Origin of the sequence: Bacillus sp. NPDC057893, from assembly GCF_042796455.1 — a bacterium.
Taxonomy (GTDB): domain Bacteria; phylum Bacillota; class Bacilli; order Bacillales; family Bacillaceae_G; genus Bacillus_A.
In genome coordinates this window covers 1,268,994-1,287,354 of record NZ_JBHVNG010000002.1, presented here as the reverse complement: position 1 = coordinate 1,287,354, position 18,361 = coordinate 1,268,994, and the positions used below count along the sequence as shown (strand labels likewise).

18 protein-coding genes and 2 other annotated features are annotated in these 18,361 nt (G+C 34.0%); of the genes, 7 read left to right on the top strand and 11 right to left on the bottom strand.

What is annotated here, in order from left to right:
• Positions 1–123: 123 nt before the first annotated feature.
• Both ACFVQC_RS15385 and ACFVQC_RS15380 read left to right on the top strand, forming a co-directional pair.
• Positions 124–555: a GNAT family N-acetyltransferase gene (locus tag ACFVQC_RS15385; RefSeq protein ID WP_377898622.1), complete on the top strand. Its 432-nt coding sequence runs from the start codon at positions 124–126 to the stop codon at positions 553–555.
• A 29-nt stretch (positions 556–584) separates the two neighbouring features.
• Positions 585–1,112: an HAD-IIIA family hydrolase gene (locus ACFVQC_RS15380; protein WP_377898621.1), complete on the top strand. Its 528-nt coding sequence runs from the start codon at positions 585–587 to the stop codon at positions 1,110–1,112.
• Between the two features lie 57 nt (positions 1,113–1,169).
• Here ACFVQC_RS15380 and ACFVQC_RS15375 read toward each other — a convergent pair whose 3' ends face one another.
• From ACFVQC_RS15375 to ACFVQC_RS15350, 6 genes are all read right to left on the bottom strand, one after another.
• Positions 1,170–1,610 (bottom strand): GNAT family N-acetyltransferase, encoded by a 441-nt coding sequence (locus tag ACFVQC_RS15375; RefSeq protein WP_377895024.1) that lies wholly within the window; start codon positions 1,608–1,610, stop codon positions 1,170–1,172.
• Complete coding sequence (locus tag ACFVQC_RS15370; protein WP_002148278.1) at positions 1,607–2,080, bottom strand: SAM-dependent methyltransferase; 474 nt, start codon at positions 2,078–2,080, stop codon at positions 1,607–1,609. Before ACFVQC_RS15370 ends, ACFVQC_RS15375 begins: the two co-directional genes overlap by 4 nt.
• An 87-nt stretch (positions 2,081–2,167) precedes the next feature.
• Positions 2,168–2,866, bottom strand: a complete 699-nt coding sequence (locus ACFVQC_RS15365; protein WP_002148279.1) for an aspartate/glutamate racemase family protein — start codon at positions 2,864–2,866, stop codon at positions 2,168–2,170.
• Between the two features lie 148 nt (positions 2,867–3,014).
• Positions 3,015–4,217, bottom strand: coding sequence for an alcohol dehydrogenase EutG (eutG, locus tag ACFVQC_RS15360; protein ID WP_002148280.1), 1,203 nt, complete (start codon positions 4,215–4,217; stop codon positions 3,015–3,017).
• A gap of 52 nt (positions 4,218–4,269) precedes the next feature.
• Positions 4,270–5,709 (bottom strand): GntP family permease, encoded by a 1,440-nt coding sequence (locus ACFVQC_RS15355; RefSeq protein WP_377898620.1) that lies wholly within the window; start codon positions 5,707–5,709, stop codon positions 4,270–4,272.
• A gap of 217 nt (positions 5,710–5,926) precedes the next feature.
• Positions 5,927–6,592 (bottom strand): HAD family hydrolase, encoded by a 666-nt coding sequence (locus ACFVQC_RS15350; protein ID WP_377898619.1) that lies wholly within the window; start codon positions 6,590–6,592, stop codon positions 5,927–5,929.
• 191 nt (positions 6,593–6,783) lie between these two features.
• Between ACFVQC_RS15350 and ACFVQC_RS15345 the strand changes: the two genes are divergently transcribed.
• Positions 6,784–7,581 carry a lipid II flippase family protein gene (locus ACFVQC_RS15345; RefSeq protein WP_002189473.1) on the top strand — a complete coding sequence of 266 codons (798 nt, stop codon included), beginning with the start codon at positions 6,784–6,786 and terminating at the stop codon, positions 7,579–7,581.
• A 32-nt stretch (positions 7,582–7,613) separates the two neighbouring features.
• A complete protein-coding gene (locus ACFVQC_RS15340; RefSeq protein ID WP_377898618.1) occupies positions 7,614–8,189 on the top strand; it encodes a nucleotidyltransferase family protein in 576 nt (191 codons plus the stop codon).
• Positions 8,190–8,227: 38 nt separating this feature from the next.
• Here the strand turns inward: ACFVQC_RS15340 and ACFVQC_RS15335 are convergent, their stop codons facing one another.
• The 4 genes from ACFVQC_RS15335 to ACFVQC_RS15320 form a co-directional block, all read right to left on the bottom strand.
• A complete protein-coding gene (locus tag ACFVQC_RS15335; protein ID WP_377898617.1) occupies positions 8,228–9,142 on the bottom strand; it encodes an alpha/beta fold hydrolase in 915 nt (304 codons plus the stop codon).
• 37 nt (positions 9,143–9,179) lie between these two features.
• The gene (locus tag ACFVQC_RS15330) at positions 9,180–10,520 is read right to left on the bottom strand and encodes a sodium-dependent transporter (RefSeq protein ID WP_377898616.1); all 1,341 of its coding nucleotides are present in this window, start codon (positions 10,518–10,520) and stop codon (positions 9,180–9,182) included.
• A 117-nt stretch (positions 10,521–10,637) separates the two neighbouring features.
• Positions 10,638–10,886 (bottom strand) — a binding site (T-box leader).
• Positions 10,887–11,054: 168 nt separating this feature from the next.
• Entirely contained in the window at positions 11,055–12,353 is a 1,299-nt protein-coding gene (gene aspS, locus ACFVQC_RS15325) for an aspartate--tRNA(Asn) ligase (protein ID WP_377898615.1), read from the bottom strand.
• Between the two features lie 105 nt (positions 12,354–12,458).
• Positions 12,459–12,671 (bottom strand) — a binding site (T-box leader).
• Positions 12,672–12,738: 67 nt separating this feature from the next.
• Entirely contained in the window at positions 12,739–14,157 is a 1,419-nt protein-coding gene (locus ACFVQC_RS15320) for a UDP-N-acetylmuramoyl-tripeptide--D-alanyl-D-alanine ligase (protein ID WP_377898668.1), read from the bottom strand.
• 32 nt (positions 14,158–14,189) lie between these two features.
• On the opposite strand from ACFVQC_RS15320, the gene ACFVQC_RS15315 reads away from it, so the two are divergent.
• Positions 14,190–14,666: a hypothetical protein gene (locus tag ACFVQC_RS15315; protein WP_377898614.1), complete on the top strand. Its 477-nt coding sequence runs from the start codon at positions 14,190–14,192 to the stop codon at positions 14,664–14,666.
• 136 nt (positions 14,667–14,802) lie between these two features.
• Here ACFVQC_RS15315 and ACFVQC_RS15310 read toward each other — a convergent pair whose 3' ends face one another.
• The gene (locus ACFVQC_RS15310) at positions 14,803–16,314 is read right to left on the bottom strand and encodes a M36 family metallopeptidase (protein WP_377898613.1); all 1,512 of its coding nucleotides are present in this window, start codon (positions 16,312–16,314) and stop codon (positions 14,803–14,805) included.
• Between the two features lie 325 nt (positions 16,315–16,639).
• Between ACFVQC_RS15310 and ACFVQC_RS15305 the strand changes: the two genes are divergently transcribed.
• Both ACFVQC_RS15305 and ACFVQC_RS15300 read left to right on the top strand, forming a co-directional pair.
• Positions 16,640–17,236 (top strand): TetR/AcrR family transcriptional regulator, encoded by a 597-nt coding sequence (locus ACFVQC_RS15305; protein WP_377898612.1) that lies wholly within the window; start codon positions 16,640–16,642, stop codon positions 17,234–17,236.
• Positions 17,226–18,311, top strand: coding sequence for a DUF418 domain-containing protein (locus tag ACFVQC_RS15300; RefSeq protein WP_377898611.1), 1,086 nt, complete (start codon positions 17,226–17,228; stop codon positions 18,309–18,311). Before ACFVQC_RS15305 ends, ACFVQC_RS15300 begins: the two co-directional genes overlap by 11 nt.
• Positions 18,312–18,361: the final 50 nt, after the last annotated feature.

Sequence of the window (18,361 nt, the reverse complement as noted above, 5' to 3'; positions counted from 1 at the left end):
ATCAAGGAAAAGAATAACATATAGCTATCTATATATCATTATAAAATATTTATTTTCATAGCAGGAAAAAATATTTTTTAACAGAATATTAAATGTTGATTACATTTTATTGGAGTGAATAATATGTCTTTTCAAATTCGTGAAGCGATGATAGATGATATAGATGCACTTTGTTCTTTAACGAAAGAATTAAAAGGTTCCTCTATTTCCTATGAAGATATGAACAACCGATTGCAATTCGTACAAATGAGTCCGTTTGATTTTTTATATGTTTATGAGGAAGAAAAAACTATATTTGGATTACTTGGATTTCGTATACGTGAAAATTTAGAAGATGTAACTCGTTATGGAGAGATTTCAATTATTAGTGTTGATTCTACAATACGGCGGAAAGGCATTGGACAAATATTAATGGATTATGCGGAGCAATTAGCAAAGACGCATAATTGTATCGGCACATGGCTAGTCAGTGGAACAAATAGATTAGAAGCACATCCTTTTTACAAAAAATTAGGATATGAAGTAAATGGATATCGATTTGTAAAACATTTTTAAACTACTTTTTAATTGAAAGGACTAAAACTATGACAAACATCGAAGCAATTTTCATTGATCGTGACGGTACAATTGGCGGCGACACTACAATACATTATCCTGGATCTTTTACCTTATTCCCCTTTACAAAAGTAGCTCTGCAAAAACTAAAAGCTCAAAATATAAAAATTTTCTCTTTCACAAATCAACCAGGTATCGCAGATGGGATAGCAACTGTAGCTGATTTTACACAAGAATTAAAAGGTTTCGGCTTTGATGATATTTACATATGTCCTCACAAGCACGGTGATGGTTGTGAATGCCGTAAACCAAGTACAGGTATGCTGCTGCAAGCAGCTGAAAAACACGGGCTTGATTTAACAAAATGTGCTGTAATTGGTGATCGCTGGACTGATATCGTTGCAGGAGCAACAGTACATGCGACAACGATATTAGTTCGAACAGGCGCTGGATATGATGCTTTACATACGTACCGAGACAAATGGGCACATATTGAACCAAACTACATTGCAGAAACCTTTGAAGATGCTACAAATTGGGTTTTAAATCAACTATAATACAAATTAAAAAAGACGTTTTCACAATGAAAACGTCTTCTTTAATCTTATATTTTTTTAAAACGTTAATTCATAATGGAAATAACGATTATCTCTCAAATAACCATTTTCAGCGTATAATCGCTGTGCTGATAAATTATCAATCTCCGTTTGTAATTTCACACCTTTTGCACCATTTTCTAATGCAAATTCTTTAGCAGCTTCTAATAATTTTTTACCTGTTCCTGCTCCGCGCTTAGTGGCTTGTACAAACAGATCATTTAATATCCATAATTCTTTCATCGAAATAGAAGAAAATGATGGATATAATTGTGTGAATCCAATATATTCACCGTCTTCAACTGCCACGAAAATAACTGATTCTTTTCTCTCAATTCGATTTCGCAAAAATGCTTTTGCTCCTTCTATATCGGAATCTTGTCTATAAAACATACGATAGTTATTAAAAACTGATGCTAGTCCATCTAAATCTGCAATTGTTGCCTCATATATTCTCATTTTACTCCATTCCCCTTCCAATACTGTCTCATTATATCCGTTGCCCATTTAGGCTGTAGAATTTCTTCTTTCGGCATAAATTCTTTCATTATCGGCTTTATATCCAATATAGGGGTGCCATCAATAGCATCTAACCCCTCAACAATAATTGATTTACCTTCTCTTTTGATCACCTTTACAATTGTTGCTCCTATGCGATTCGGACGATTTTTCCCGCGCTGTGCAAAAATGCCTACTTTAGGATAATCATTATTATTTCTAGGATGTCTAGCAAAATATTGAATTTGTTCATCAGTTACTTTATGAAAATAAAAAACAACTTCAATATGAGAGAAATCTTCAATCCCTTTTATACTTTCCTCTGTATACATTTCAGTTAAAGTAATATAGGATCTTACTTCTCCCCACTCATCATCTTTTATTTCCTTTCTTTCATTATGTACAAATGCGATTGGTTGAACTGAAAACATACGCATTCCCCCTTAAATGTAACCACTTACATTATAAAATATTTTCTGAATGTTTTCCACAAACATGAATTAGGTTACATAATATAATTATAATCTATTTTGTAAAGCGAAATTAACCGCTTCAATTGCATGTATATGAGTTGTGTCAAATATCGGTATTGATACGTCTTCCTGCTTTATTAATAATCCTATTTCTGTACAACCTAATATGATTCCTTGTGCCCCTTCTTGTACTAGCTCTTCTATAACTCTTTTATAATACTCTCTAGATTGAGATGTTATCTTTCCTAAACACAATTCTGTATATATTACTTCGTTTATCTTATCTCTATCCTTTTTTGATGGAACCATTACTTTTATATGATTCTCTTCTATGCGTAACTTATAAAAATCTTGCTCCATTGTATATTTTGTTCCAAGTAGACCAATCGTTTGAATACCTTTTCTTTTAATTTCTTTTGCAGTAGTATCAGCAATATGTAATACGGGGATGTTAATATTCTCTTTTATTTTCTCCACTACTTTATGCATTGTATTTGTGCAAATGATTATAAAATCTGCTCCTCCATTCTGCAATGAATACGCCGCACTCCCTAATACTTCACCTGCTCCATCCCAATCCCCGTTAGACTGGAATCGTTCAATCTCTTCAAAGTCTACACTATTAATCAAACATTTTGCTGAGTGTAATCCTCCTAATCTACTTTTTATCTCTTCATTTAAAATTCGATAATATTCCGAAGTTGATTCCCAACTCATACCACCTATAAGCCCTATCGTTTTCATATAACCCCAACACCTACCTAAACTTTTTTCTAAACTAATAACAATGTTTTATTATGTATATTATACACAATAAAACAAGACTTTAAATTTATAATATAAAGTCTTGTTTTAACTATTTCCAAGGAAATTTTATAAGAATATTCTGAAATTAACTCCCTAATGTTTTTATAGAATCTTCATATTGATAATTAAAACATTCTCGATACAACTGTTTAATTTCATTATTAGAAGGAACTCGTGGATTATTTCCTGGGCTACCACTTTCAATTGCATCCGAGGCCATTTTAGAAATAGCATTTTCAAACTCAATTTCATCAATTCCATATTCTTTTAAATTTGGAATGCAAAGATCAAAACAAAGTTTCTTTATTTCAGCAAGCGTGTAATTCGCTACTTCTTCCTCAGAATATGAGTAGAGATCTTTGTTTAAATTGCGTCCAATCTCGGCTAACCTTTTCACTGCACTTATTTTTGTGAACTCTAAAACTGTAGGTAATAGTATGGCGTTCGATATACCATGCGGTACATGAAATAGTGCACCTACTGGTCTTGACATACCATGAACTAACGTAACTGATGCATTTGAGAATGCAATTCCAGCTTGTAATGAAGCGATCATCATTGCTTCCCTTGCTTCCATATTATCTCCATCTTCATATGCAATACGTAAATATTTCATAATACTTTCAATAGCTGAAAGTGCCAGTACATCTGTAAGTGATTGTGAAACTTTAGAAATATATGCTTCGACTGCATGACATAATGCATCTATCCCTGTTGCTGCTGTAATATGAGGTGGTACTGAACGTGTTAAAATCGGGTCAATAATCGCTACTTGCGGGGTAAAACTCGGATGCTTCATCATCATTTTTACATCTGTTCGTTTATTCGTAATTACTGCTACACTTGTTACTTCCGATCCAGTGCCAGAAGTTGTTGGGATTGCAATAAGTGGTAGCGGATCATTGTCTATTTCCATATCCTTTTGGACATAATCTTCCACTTCACCACCATTTGTATATAACACTGCAACTGCTTTCGCAGCATCAATACAACTTCCACCACCAATACCAATTATAAAATCACACTTTCCTTCTTTACAAATAGTTAACGCTTCTAACACGTGTATATTTGTAGGCTCAGCATTTACTTTATTATATGTAATAACAGTAATACCTTTCGTATTTAGTTGTTTTATGCACCTCTCAACATATCCTAAATTCTCCATAATTGTATCTGTAACTATAAACGCTCTTTTCCCCAACTTCTTGGATTGCTCCCCCAGCTTTTCAAGCGAATTTCTTCCATATAATACAGACTTCGGCATACGAAACTCAGCAACCTCTTGCAAGTACTCCACCCCTTCTTACCCTAATTAATGTTTTAGTCTATAAAATATCTATTTAATAAATTCCTGTTAAAGTATAGAATGCGATAACTAAAAACACAGCAAACGTTTTCAAAACTGTAATAGCAAATATATCTTTATATGACTGTTTATGTGTTAATCCTGTTACCGTTAGAATAGTAATAATGGCACCATTATGTGGTAATGTATCCATTCCACCTGATGCCATTGATACAATGCGGTGCATAACTTCTAATGGAATATCATATTGATTGGCCGCTGCAATAAATTTATCCCCCATCGCACTTAAAACAATCCCCATTCCTCCTGATGCTGATCCAGTAATACCCGCCAAAATATTCGTTGTTACTGCCCCATTTACTAATGGATTCGTAAAAGTTGCAGAGATGCTATCTCTCATAATTGCAAAACCTGGAAGTGCTGCAATAACACCACCAAATCCAAATTCAGCTCCTGTATTCATTGTTGCAAGTAGCGCTCCACCAATACTCGTATTCAATCCAGCTTGAAATCCAGTTACTACTCGTTTCCAATATAATAAAAGCGTTGATAAAATCCCTATAATAAGTGCCAATTCTACAGACCAAATTCCAACTACCGCACTTAATTCTACTTTTCCAAATGCTTTCATACCAATAGCTGAGAAATCAAAACCATTTGGATACCACTTGGGTATCATGATTGTGAAAACTTTATTCATTACACCTACTAAGATTAGTGGTACAAACGCAATTACTTGCTGTACTCTTGTAATTTCAATACTGCTTAATATCGGCATATCTTTTTGTTCTAATTGCAAAGATGCTGCCATTTCAGAATTCCCATCGTTAAAACCAAAATACCCTTCTCCTGCTGCTTTTGCCTTCTTACGCCTACTCTCTAAATAAAGTAAACCTAACGTTAAAACAAAAATTGCTCCTAAAATACCAAGTATCGGCGCTGCATAAATATCAGTTTTAAAAAAAGTTGTAGGTATTACATTTTGAATTTGTGGTGATCCAGGAAGCGCATCCATTGTAAATGTTGCTGCTCCAAGAACGATTGTGCCGGGGATTAAACGCTTCGGAATATCCGCTTGTCGAAACAACTTAGCCGCAAACGGAAATATAGCGAACACCACTACATACACACTAACACCGCTATACGTTAAAATAGCTCCCATTAAAACAATCGCTAAAATTGTACGTTTTTCTCCAACTAACTCTACAATCGTCTTTGCGATGGAATCAGCGATTCCTGACATTTCTACTACTTTCCCAAATATTGCTCCAAGTAAAAATACAGGGAAATATAGTTTAATAAATCCTACCATTTTCTCCATAAAAATATTAGAAAAGAAAGGTAATACAAAACTAGGCTCTGTTAAAAATACCGCAAATAATGCAAAAATCGGTGCGAATAATATTACAGAAAATCCTTTATATGCTACAAACATGAGTAAACTAAGTGCTAATAAAATAATAACTAGCTCCAATTATAACCCTCCTTTTAAACTGAAAATTCAATCTTTTGACAACGGACTTTCACTCGTATTTCGAGCCCTTTTTTCTCATGACATTCCTCCTCTTTTTATTACAAATTTTTCATGCTAAAAATGTCTAATTATAAGTATTCGATTACATATGTAAAATCCCTTTAAACAAAAACGATTTCATCGTCATATGTTATAAAGGGATTTCTAGGTTCTATTTCTATAGTTTTATCGTACTATTCTCTATACAGAAGCTTTGTAACTCTTCGACATCTTTCACTATATGAATCGCCCTAGCATCACTCAATTCATTCTCATTACCATATCCATACAATACACCTATTGAAGCAATTCCGTTACTGCCCGCACCGATTACGTCATGCTTTCTATCACCAATCATCACCATTTCTTCTTTTTGAAGTTCTTCATTTGTTTGTAAAATATGAGCAATTATTTCTTCCTTTTTTATTCTTGTCCCATCTAAATCACTCCCAACAATCTCTTCAAAAAAAGATGTTAACTGAAAGTGCTCTATTACTTGTTTCGCAAATACAGTAGGCTTTGAAGTTGCTACAAACAAACGATTGCCAGCATCCTTTAATTCTTGCAATAGGGTTGGAATTCCATCGTATACTTTATTCTCTAATAGACCACTTTGCTTTAAATATTCCCGAAAATAAAACACTGCTCGTTCTACTTCTATTTCATTCATATTATATCTATCTGCAAAAGATTGTTGAATTGGTGGACCGATAAATGAATCTAACTCACTTATATTCACTTCTTCAATCCCCATTTTTTCTAACGCGTATAGAACAGAATTTATTATCCCTTCTTTCGGATCAGTTAATGTTCCATCTAAATCAAATAGAAATGTTGTATACATATTTCATTCCCCCACTGATTTTATATGTACCCCATTAAGGCCATTATCCTACTTACACCTTTACTATAATATCACTATTTAACTTTTCGGAAAATTGTTCTTTCTAACCCTTATACTTTCAGTTACAAAATCACGAAAGATATGATAAAGTGAAAAAGTTATAATTAATTTAATAGAAACTGGTGAATCACATGTCAATTACGTTAATTTTTATAATGGCTTTCACAATTGTTATCCACGCAGTTGAAACTAGCTCTTATAGTATTCGATTAGCTGGTGTCCGTTTAAAAAAGATTGTCGTTGCCTTATCCATCGTAGGAATGGTACTACTTATTTCAAGAACATCTAACTTACTACAAGCTTTTTTAATTGGTGGTATTGTCGATGAAGCAAAGCTAGATTCTTCTATTGATTTAGAGCATATTATACGGCTCGTTCTATTATCTGCTTCTGTCGGTACATTGCTCGCGATTATACTCTATCCAACTTTGACAAAGCTATTTGGATACGTCATTCAAAACTTTGAAACAGATGGTTCATTCATTCGAATGATGAAGACGAATAACATTCAAAAATTAAAGTACACAAAAAAATATGTACGCTTTCCAAAGTTTGAGATGATTCATCGAATGCGTATTGGCGGAATTCCGAAGCGAATTATGCTTATTAATATGTTTGCCACTGCCATTTATACAGCTGGTGTTCTTTCCGCACTATATGCTTCTTTTTTAAATCCGACTTATGCAACAAAAGCTACTACAGCTTCTGGTCTTGTTAATGGTTTTGCTACTATTTTATTAACAGTTTTACTAGATCCACGTATCGCTCTTTTAACAGAACGGGCTCTTCAATCAGAAGAAGGTGCTGAAGCAATGAGTAAGATGTATGGTTGGCTAATGATTTCTAGACTTCTCGGTACATTATTAGCGCAACTATTATTCATACCAGGTGCTTACTGGATTACATGGATTATTAAGCTTATGAATTAATTCGCTCTCTAAAAAAGTAGGTGAGATAACAAATGACTATAAAAACAGAGCACGATATCATCCACTTGATAAAAAATGATCCGTGGATGATGAACGTATTACAAATGGCAAAATCATTACAACTACCTGATTGGTGGATTTGTGCTGGGTTTGTTCGTTCTAAAATTTGGGACACATTGCATAACTACGAAACAAGAACGGCTACACCAGACGTCGATGTTATTTATTTTGATCCATTACATAAAGATGAGTCATACGAACAATCATTAGAAAAGGAACTGACAAATTTGAATGATTCTATCCCTTGGTCGGTTAAGAATCAAGCTCGTATGCATGTGGTGAATAACATGCCACCATATTCTTCTGCTGTTGATGCTATTTCTAAATTTCCTGAAACAGCAACCGCACTTGGTGTTACATTAGACGAGAAGAATAATGTCATATTAACATCCCCGTGCGGAATTGAAGATGTGCTTTCATTACAAGTGAAACCTACACTTCATTTTCTTGAAACGAAAGAACGAATACATATGTATAAAAATAGGGTTAATAAAAAGAATTGGCAAAGCAAATGGCCTAACGTTACAATCACTTATCCCGAAATTTAAAAAGGGTGCTTCTTATTATTAGAAGCACCCTTTCTTTTTTATTTCAAAAAATGAATAACTGTTTCAGTAAATCGATCTGCTTCCTCATAATGTGGTGTATGACCACTTTCTTCGAATATGATATGCTTTCCATTTAGAGAATCTCGATTAAATACTTCAATTTGCTTTTCACACGTTACTACATCATATTTTCCTACAATTAATAACATTGGATTCTGTACATCTTTTATTTTTGATAATAATGACGTATGACATGCTCCCTCTGATTTTAATCTATCAAAATGGGTTTTTGAACGATTTGAAAATTGTTCCCACTCTTCGTCACTATATAAACTATCGTCCGTCTCATCTTCCTTATAATTGTAAATCTCCATTCTTCTTTCTTCTAATTCAGAGCTTAATCTTATATAAGCTTCTAGCAACTCTTCTGAACTAGCATTATTAGATGAATAATTCAGGCACTCTTCTGCCTCTGCTTCTTTTCCATACTTTATTAATAAATCCCCTGTTTTTTGTAACAAAGCTCTACTTGTTAATGAAAAATCGAAAGTTGGCCCTTCAAATATTATTTTCTCTATTGAATTTGGATATGTCGCCGCATATAACAATGCTAAATATCCACCGAAAGAGTGTCCTATTACAGACCATTTCTCAATTTGCAATACTTTTCTTAGTTCTTCACAGTCTTCAACTAAATCATTTAATCCAAAAGGTTCTTCCTCAGTAATTCCTTCTGATCGACAAACTCCTCTTTGATCTATCATAATTACATATAAGGAATCTTTTAATCGTTCCGCTTGATGAAATGAAAAATCATAGCAGCTTTCTCCTGGTCCCCCGTGCAAGTATAAGACTGCTTTACTTTCAGGAGAGCCATGTGTTTCGACGTATAGTTTTTTTCCTCTAATGTTCATGTATTTCCCAACTTCAATCAAATTCATCTTTATAATCATCACCTCGTTTTTTTACTGAATATTATAACATTTAATCCTAAATAATCCCTATTACATTTAAAAAGACAATAATTATTGCAAGTGGTGCTACAAACCGAAGTAAAAATGCCCAGCAAGTAAATACTTTCTTTCCGTAATTTCCACCCACGAAAAATTCTGCTTCTAACACTTTCTTTTCCATTTTGAATGATACGAAAATACTAATAAATAGTGCTCCAAGTGGCATTAATATATTACTAGATAAGAAGTCTACTGCATCAAAAATATTTTTACCAAAGATTGTAATATCACTCCATATGCCAAATGAAAGTACTGATGGAATACCTACTAGGAAAATACAAAAACCGATAATCCATGATAGTTTGTTTCTTCTTTCTTGCTCACCATTTGCTAATGCTGAAACAACAGTCTCTAGTAGAGAAAATGCCGATGTTAATGTGGCAAATGTAAATAGCGCAAGAAATACAGTTAAGAACAATCCGCCGAATGGAATTTGACTAAATACAGATGGTAATACGATAAATAGTAATCCAGGCCCCTCCGTCGGCTCCATTCCTAATGAAAATACTGCTGGGAAAATAGCAAGACCCGCAAATAAAGAAACAAATAAATTTAACCCAACAATCGTAACTGCTGATTTTGGTAAACTTTCTTTTTTATTTAAATAGGAACTATACGTAACCATAATTGATATTCCGATACTAATCGCAAAGAATGATTGGCCCATTGCGAACAAAATACTTTCTGAAGTAATCTTTGAGAAATCTGGTTGTAAGAAAAACTTGACACCTTGCATCGCATTATCAAGTGTTAATGAACGAATAATAAGGGCGACAAATAAAACGAACAATGCTGGTAGCATATATTTACTTGCTTTTTCAATTCCGTTTTGTACCCCTTTTGATACAACCCATATCGTAATGAACATAAAAGCGAAATGTCCAGTAATACCCCAAACCGGATTTCCAATTGTTTCTGTGAATAATGCACTATAATTTTGTCCTGGAGTAATAAGTTGTCCAGTTACTCCTCTGAATAAATAAATTAATACCCATCCGCCTACAACACTATAAAACGAAAGTAGTATAAAACAAGTTCCAACGCCAAGGCGTCCTATCCAGTGCCAGCCTGTATTTGGTGCGATACTTTTAAATGCTCCAACTGCTTGTTTCTGTGTACTGCGTCCAATCATAAATTCAGCTATTAATAGCGGGAGACCAATTAATACAGTAAATAATATAAAAATTAAAAAGAAAGCTCCTCCCCCACTCTTTCCAGCAATATAAGGAAACTTCCATATTGCGCCTAGTCCAATTGCTGATCCTGCTGCAGCCATTATAAATCCTAATTTCGAAGTCCATTGCTCCGTCTGTTTCATCTTATTTTCCTCCTATTTAAATCTTTTTATATAAATAAATAAATTTTATATACCTATCCGAATAAACCCTCCATTTCTTTTTCTATAAAATAAAAAATGGCTCAGCATCTCTTTATATAAAGAGACGCTAAGCCATTTGCTTAACGCGGTACCACCCTTATTGATTCCATTATGAATCCACCTTAGTAGTAATCGTTTGATTACAAACCTAATATCGAAGGTTAACCGTTAAGATTTACTAAGAATGTAATTCCGTTCTACCTTACTGCTCCTAGGCGAGTTCAGGATGTCATTTGACTATGTCGCACCAACCCATAGCTCTCTGCACAAATACATGACCTTACTACTCCTATTCAACACATTTTAATATTTAGAATATATTTTCTTTTGAAATTAATATGAAGTATATCGGTTATATTTGTTACTGTCAAGGTATATATTATTTTTTTTGTCGAAAAGGTTTTTTATAAACTTTCAATGTAAAAATAAAAGAACATTAAAAAAGAATCTTCGCGATAATCGCGAAGATTCTTTTTATGGTATAAGACGTGTACAATCTCTCGGAAAAGCACTCGCTTCCCTCACGTTGGATAATTCTAAAAGTCGATACACAACCCTTTCTAATCCTATCCCAAAACCACCATGTGGTGGACAACCGTATCGGAATGTATCTAAATAAGATTGAAATTTCTCTGGATGTAATCCTTTTTCTTTAAAAGATGCGAATAACATTTCATGATTATGAATACGCTGTGCACCTGAAGTTATTTCTAATCCTTTATATAATAGGTCAAATGAATCCGTTATGGCTTCGTTCTCCTTATTTGGCATTGTATACATCGGTCGCGCTTCTTTCGGATAATGTGTAATAAAGACAAATTCACTATCATATGTTTCCTTCACATATTTCCCTAGTAACTTTTCACCTTCTGTATCTAAATCCCCCATCGGCGATTCTTTCCGGTACTTATTTTTCAAAATTTCTTGAGCTTCTAACAATGTGATTTTAGGTATTTCAGTAATGACAGGCACTTCTATTTGTAATAGTTGTAGTTCTTTTTCGCAGTTTTTTGCTACTTGCTGAAACATATATCGTAAAACATCTGTTTCTAATTGCATCACTTCATGAAAATCATGAATAAATCCAAGCTCTACGTCTAACGATATATATTCATTCAAATGACGGGAGGAGTTGTGATGTTCAGCCCGGTACACAGGAGCAATTTCAAAAACACGCTCGAGCCCTCCTGCTACCATCATTTGTTTATAAAATTGTGGTGATTGAGCTAAATACGCTTCTTTTTGGAAATATGGAAGCTTAAAAACATTTGCTCCTCCTTCTGCCCCTTGTGAGACAATTTTCGGAGTAAATATACGTGTGAAATCGTTCTCTATTAGAAATTCACTAAAGCTTTGAACGAGTGTCGATTTCACTTTAAAAATCGCCGCGATTCGCTCATGTCTTAATGATAATACCCGCTCATTCAATAGTTGATCTAAACCAACTTGTAACTTCTTTTTATTTATTTCAAATGGAAGTGGTTCTGCACCATTTAATACTTTCACTTCACGCGCAAGTACTTCAATACCTAATTCTGTTTTCGGTGTCTCTACTATTTCACCAATTACTTCGACGACACTTTCAACATCTACTTTGTATCCAGCTAACCCGTTTTCTAATACACATTGAATAACTCCCGTTCGGTCCCGTAATAATAAAAAACTAACATTACCTAGATGACGAATCTTTTTTACCCACCCTTGTAGTAATACAATCTTTCCGCTATGCTCCGTACATTCTCGTGTGAGTGAACGCTTCATTATTTGATCCATTATATTTCCCTCCAATAATTTTATATTTATTTACATTATTGTTGTCATCGTCATCATCCACGGTCACTCACCTCCTTTCAAAGAATACAAAAATCCGCCCCTAAAAATAGGGACGGATTTTTTCCGCGGTACCACCCAAATTGTCATAATGACCATCTTAGTCCTGATAACGGTAGGTACCGTTTGCTTTTACTAATTATCACGTTCAAAGCAACACTCACAGGTGTCTTTCCATCATGCGGTATCGCAATCTTCCCAGCAACCGATTGCTCTCTGTAGACCCTTGCATCATGTACTTCTCCTAATCATCACTTTTTATATTTACAGAGTATTCTATCTCTTTATTTTATAAAACGCAAGCTTTTTTAAAGTATATTCTGATTTTTCATATCCAATTTTGCACAATCTCCTCTAAAGCCATTCCACGAGAGCCTTTCAATAATACGACATCCTTTTTCGTTATAATTTTCAATACTTCCTCTGCTATTTTAGCTTTATTATTATATGACTGCACTTGTCCTGTAGCATATGTCTTCATCGCTTCTTCCGCCACTATTTCTGCCATCTCTCCATAAGTAAACACATATGAAATATTCTCTTGATTTAACATTTTACCAATTTCTCTATGATAAGTTTCAGCTTCCTTCCCTAACTCCAACATATCCCCAATGACAATGATTTTTTTCTCATAAGCATTTAACTTCTCTAACGTTTCAATTGCAGCCTTCATTGAAGATGGACTGGCATTCCATGCATCATTAATAATCGTAAAACCTGTTTTAGCGGTTAGAAACTGAAAACGCATATGAGTAATATTTATTTGCTGCAATGCTTCTTGTATTTTTTCTGTAGGGACATTATAAAATTGTCCTACGGCGATTCCAACGATCGCATTTAAAATATTATGCTTTCCATGTAAAGGAACATCATACTGTACTTTTTTTGAATCATTTAATTTAAAGTGAACACCATATTCATCTAATTGTACATTATTGGGATAGAAATCATTTGTACCTTTTTCACCAAATGACTTACATTCTATACCTGGCATATTATTATTTCGAGAAAGTAATGACTCATCACCATTATATAAGAACATTCCTTCATCTTTTAATCCGTCTATCACTTCTAATTTCGCCTTCGCAATCACTTCTCTTGATCCTAACGTTTCTAAATGAGACTGCCCAATCATTGTAATTATCGCTACATCCGGCTGCGCTATTTGTGATAAGTTACGAATTTGTCCTGTTTCACTCATCCCCATTTCTAGTATTAAAAACTCTGTACCCTGTTTCATTTCTAAAATCGTTAGCGGCAAACCAAATTGACTATTTAAATTCCCCTGCGTTTTATGCACTTTATAAGTAGAATTTAAAATTGCACCTATTATATCTTTCACTGTTGTCTTTCCGTTACTACCTGTAATACCGATTACTTTCACGTTTGACTCATTCCGGTAATAACATGCCAATTGTTGTAAGGCAGCCAAAGTGTCATCTACAAATATAATCGGCATCCCTTTTGGCGGAATTCCGTAAGACTTTTTCCATAACGAAGCTACAGCTCCGTTATCCATTGCCTCTTTCACATAATCATGTCCATTTTTCACCCTAATAATTGGAACGAACAAATTTCCTTCTTTAATCTTTTTGGAATTAATGCAGACGCCATGCATCTCTATATGATGAAATGAATCTTGTAACCCTTCACCGCCTACTACTTCTTCAAGTTTCTTTAAATGTATTCGAATCAAATTACCACCCAACTTCCATTTTATTACATAACCTCCATTCCATTTACGCATATTAATAAAAAATTTTATAGCGAGGTGTGTATATGAAAAAAGCACTTAGTTTCTTCTTCCTTTTGTTTTGCCTAATTGTAGTAAATGAAACGTACGCATATTCACCAAAATCTTTACCAATCTCTCAAAACTCTGATCAATGGCACGTGAATATTGATGAAGTGAAAAAAACGAGTGAAAAATTGTTGCAACCTAAAAAAGGTGTATTTCAAACATATCATTTCTCTGTAAAAAATATCGGAAAAAGCGAAGTGTATAACGTACAAGTTGAAGTCTTCCGCAACGAGCCAAACACAAAAACGAAATATGAACTCTTTTCCCTAAAGGAAAGTCGTTTAGCAAGTGGAAAAACTGGATTTGAACACGCTAACTTCCCAGTTTCTACAAAAGCAGATGAGGTTAACGTTATCATTACGTGGCAAGAACATCCTTTCCGCTCTATGCGAAACGGTCAAAAAGTTGAAGCTAGAAAGTTTAAAGAGCATTTTGTTTTTAAAGAAGAAAAATAGTAATTTTGTCGAATCGTTAGTGTATGAAATGAATCGCCAATAAATTTATATTATCACTGATATAATTTAATTTACTAGTACCAGTCCTTGAACAAATTAAAAACGTCGTGGCTTATAAATGCCACGACGTTTTATATTAATTCGTACTAATTCCTCTCGCTGTCCAAATTCGATCAATTTCAGCTGCGTGTTGTCCGCCGTATAAAAGAGCATCCGCTTGCTTAATTGCTTTTGCACCATCACGGAATTTAGCATTTGGCGTTAATGACCAATGTGATTGTAAAATAATTTTTGTTGCTACATCACGCCCAAAAGCTTGCGCCATTTCATATTGACCTTGAGCCCAAATTTCCCCATCATCATGTACTTCATTCGTAATATCTTTCGGATATACTTTATTATTATCTAATCGGCGTAAGCATGTCGGATCTGAACTAGAGTAAGCAGTCGCATCCCATTCTCCAACACATGCTTTTCCGTAACCTGTTGTCGACACTGCATCTTCATAAGTAGCACCTAAGAAGTCTCCAAACCCTTCTCCCATCGCTCCACCTTCTGGTGAACTTCCGAATCCAGGCACTTGATTATCTTGAATTGAATGCCCGTATTCATGCGCGATAATGCCTGCATCTTCCGCATCATCTACTCCACCAGTACCGAAAGTTAAAGCTTTCGTTGATGGTGAATAGAATGAATTATCATCAGTTGTACCATTTACATTCACTTTAATCGAACGATTATTAATATTTTTAAAGCCTAATCCTTGAATATACCGTTGTAATGTATCAATATGATAATACGACATAACATCTTCAAAACTATCATTTGCACGTGTAAAGTTAAATTGTAAGTTTGTAGATTTCGTCTTCGCTTTTGAAGAAATTGTTACATACTCACCAATTAAAAATCCTGTACCATCTAGACCTTTTAAAGTAACTGTTTTTAGTTGATTATTTAACGCTGTAGAATCTGCATCATTATTATCCTTTAATCCTGCTAAACTACCACTTGATACGACCGGATTAGGTAAAAATACTTTCCCAGTTCCTTCTGCTTTTCGGTTTATATCGATCTTTTTAATTAACTTTCCGTTTTCCGCATCAATAAATGTTTCCCATGCACCGAATGGATTATTAGAATGGACTACAACTTTATATACTGGAATAGCGACTCCTTCTTCAACAATATATCCGAATTCTTTCTCTGTAGGAGCCCATAGGTTTTGCTCGCTTTCTCCTCCAACATACGCCATTGATTTTTGTTCAGCATCTTTTTCACTAATCTTTTTTGCTACTTCTTTCACACTTTGAACCGCCTGGTAATCAGAAACAGCCAGTATTCCTTGCCCCTGTCCATTAAGAGTAACTGTAATTTGTTTTGAAAATACAGGAGCACCATTAACTACTTGTTGGAACCTAACATATGAAGCTACTGATGTTTCTGTTGTAGAAATATATTGTAAGTCTGAAAGGTCCGCCTTCAATCCATATTCCGTAGCATGCCCTTTTAAATATTCAATTGCTTTTTTCTGTGGTGAATAAGCTTCTAGCTTTACTTGCTGTTGTTTTTCAAGTGCTGAAACAGTAGAAATTGTCCCCATTACTAATGGTATAGTCATTGCCATTGCCACCATTTTTTTGTTTAACATAAAACCACTCCCCCTAATAAATTGAACCCTTTACCCCATTCCTATAAGGCTATTACTGTCCACAAGTAACGAAATAAAGTGAATCTACGAGTAATTCTATACAAACAATTCTATTACCTTTACATTTTGGGTAAGTGAAATTTTCTCAATATTTATGTGTAAAACGAGAAAAATACTGTAGAAATATATTTCTTTTGTAAATTCCTTTACCTTATACTTTTTAAATTAATGTGTAAAAAAATAGGTTATTTTTTACCTAACGGTAGGTTGAAAATATTGTTAATGAATGATACGATTTATGTAACCTTTTTTAGGAGGATTTATTATGAGCAAAAGTGAAGAAACACTCTCTTCCATAGTCGAAGCAAGTTATCGACTATTTGCCGGACACGGCATTGCCAAAACGACCTATACAATGATTGCTGCAGAAGTTGGTATTGCCAAGCCATCTATTTATTATTACTTTAAATCTAAAGATGCATTAATTGAAAGTATTTTTAATGAATTATGTGCAGCGATGCAGTTCTCCTCATTCTTTCATACAGAAGAGTTTACGAAAGAGAATTTCATTGAGAAATGTGTTGAAATTGGCTTTAAAATGATAGACGAACAACAGAAAGATCCTTATTTTAATCGTGTATTACAAGAATATGTATTACTATCTTCAAGAAACGATATGTACAAAGATCGATTACTAACTGTACAAACAGAATATTTAAACGGATTTGAATCACTCCTAACAAAAGCAAATGAACTTCAACTCATTCAAAATAAAAATCTAGTTTCAAAAGCTCATATGTTAGCATTAGTTCTTGATAATATCGGAAACTTCATGATGTTTGATGTAAATATGAATTATAAACAAATATGGATTGAAGCTGTCCACAGCATATTCGAAAGAAGTGATTCGTATGAAAACTAAAAAACGAATTTTCGGCTTAGATTTTGCTAGAGCGTGGGCAATGTTTGGAATGTTACTAGTTAATTTCATGGTGATAACAGGGGCGGAAGGAAATGGGCCTCCTCTGTTAAAAACCTTTATGACGCTTTTTGAAGGTAGAGCTTCTGCCTTGTTTGTTATACTTGCTGGGATTGGCATAACTTTAATGACTAAATCATCTGTTGCTAGCCAAGAGAAAATAAAAATCAATACCAGCCGAATATTGATTTGGAAACGATCACTATTCTTATTTATTTTAGGATTATTATTGTATGTAACGGAATGGACGGGTGATATTTTACACTACTACGGCGTTTACCTTTTCATCGCTGCATTACTAATTACTGTACGAAGAACTATACTAATATGGCTTTCTATCATTATTTTACTTGCTGCACAATATCTCCAACTTACTTTCAACGCCTTCGAAGGATGGGGAGGCACAATCCCATTTATAAACTATATAGACTTTTGGACCTTAACAGGTTTTCTTCGCAACTTATTTTTTAATGGCTATCACCCTATTTTCCCATGGTTTTCTTTCTTCTTAATCGGTATGATAATTGGCAGGTTAGATCTTCATAATAGGAAAATTAGACATTGGTTGTTCTTACTGGGTTTAACAGTAACCGTAATTATAGAGCTATTATCAAAAGGGTTAACACACCTTTTTATCCCATACATTGGTGAAGCAGCCTCTACATTTTTGTTTAACACAGGACCCATTTTACCCAATATATTATACGTCGCATCCGCTACAGGATCTGCTATTGCTATATTAATAATTTGCCTCTACATTGCTGAAAAATATGAAAATAATTGGTTTGTTACTTCCATTATACAAACAGGACAATTAACATTAACGCATTATGTAAGTCATGTATTTATCGGTATTGGCGCATTGATTGTATTAAATCGTATGGAACATCAAACACTACTTTTCGTTTTATTATTTGCTACTGCATTTTTCATTTTCAGTATTTTATTTAGCGTATTATGGCGAAGGAACTTTTCTAGAGGACCTATCGAATGGATTATGCGGAAAATAACTGATTAATTTATCTTCATACAAAAAAGGAAGTTGGAATGATTCCAACTTCCTTTTTT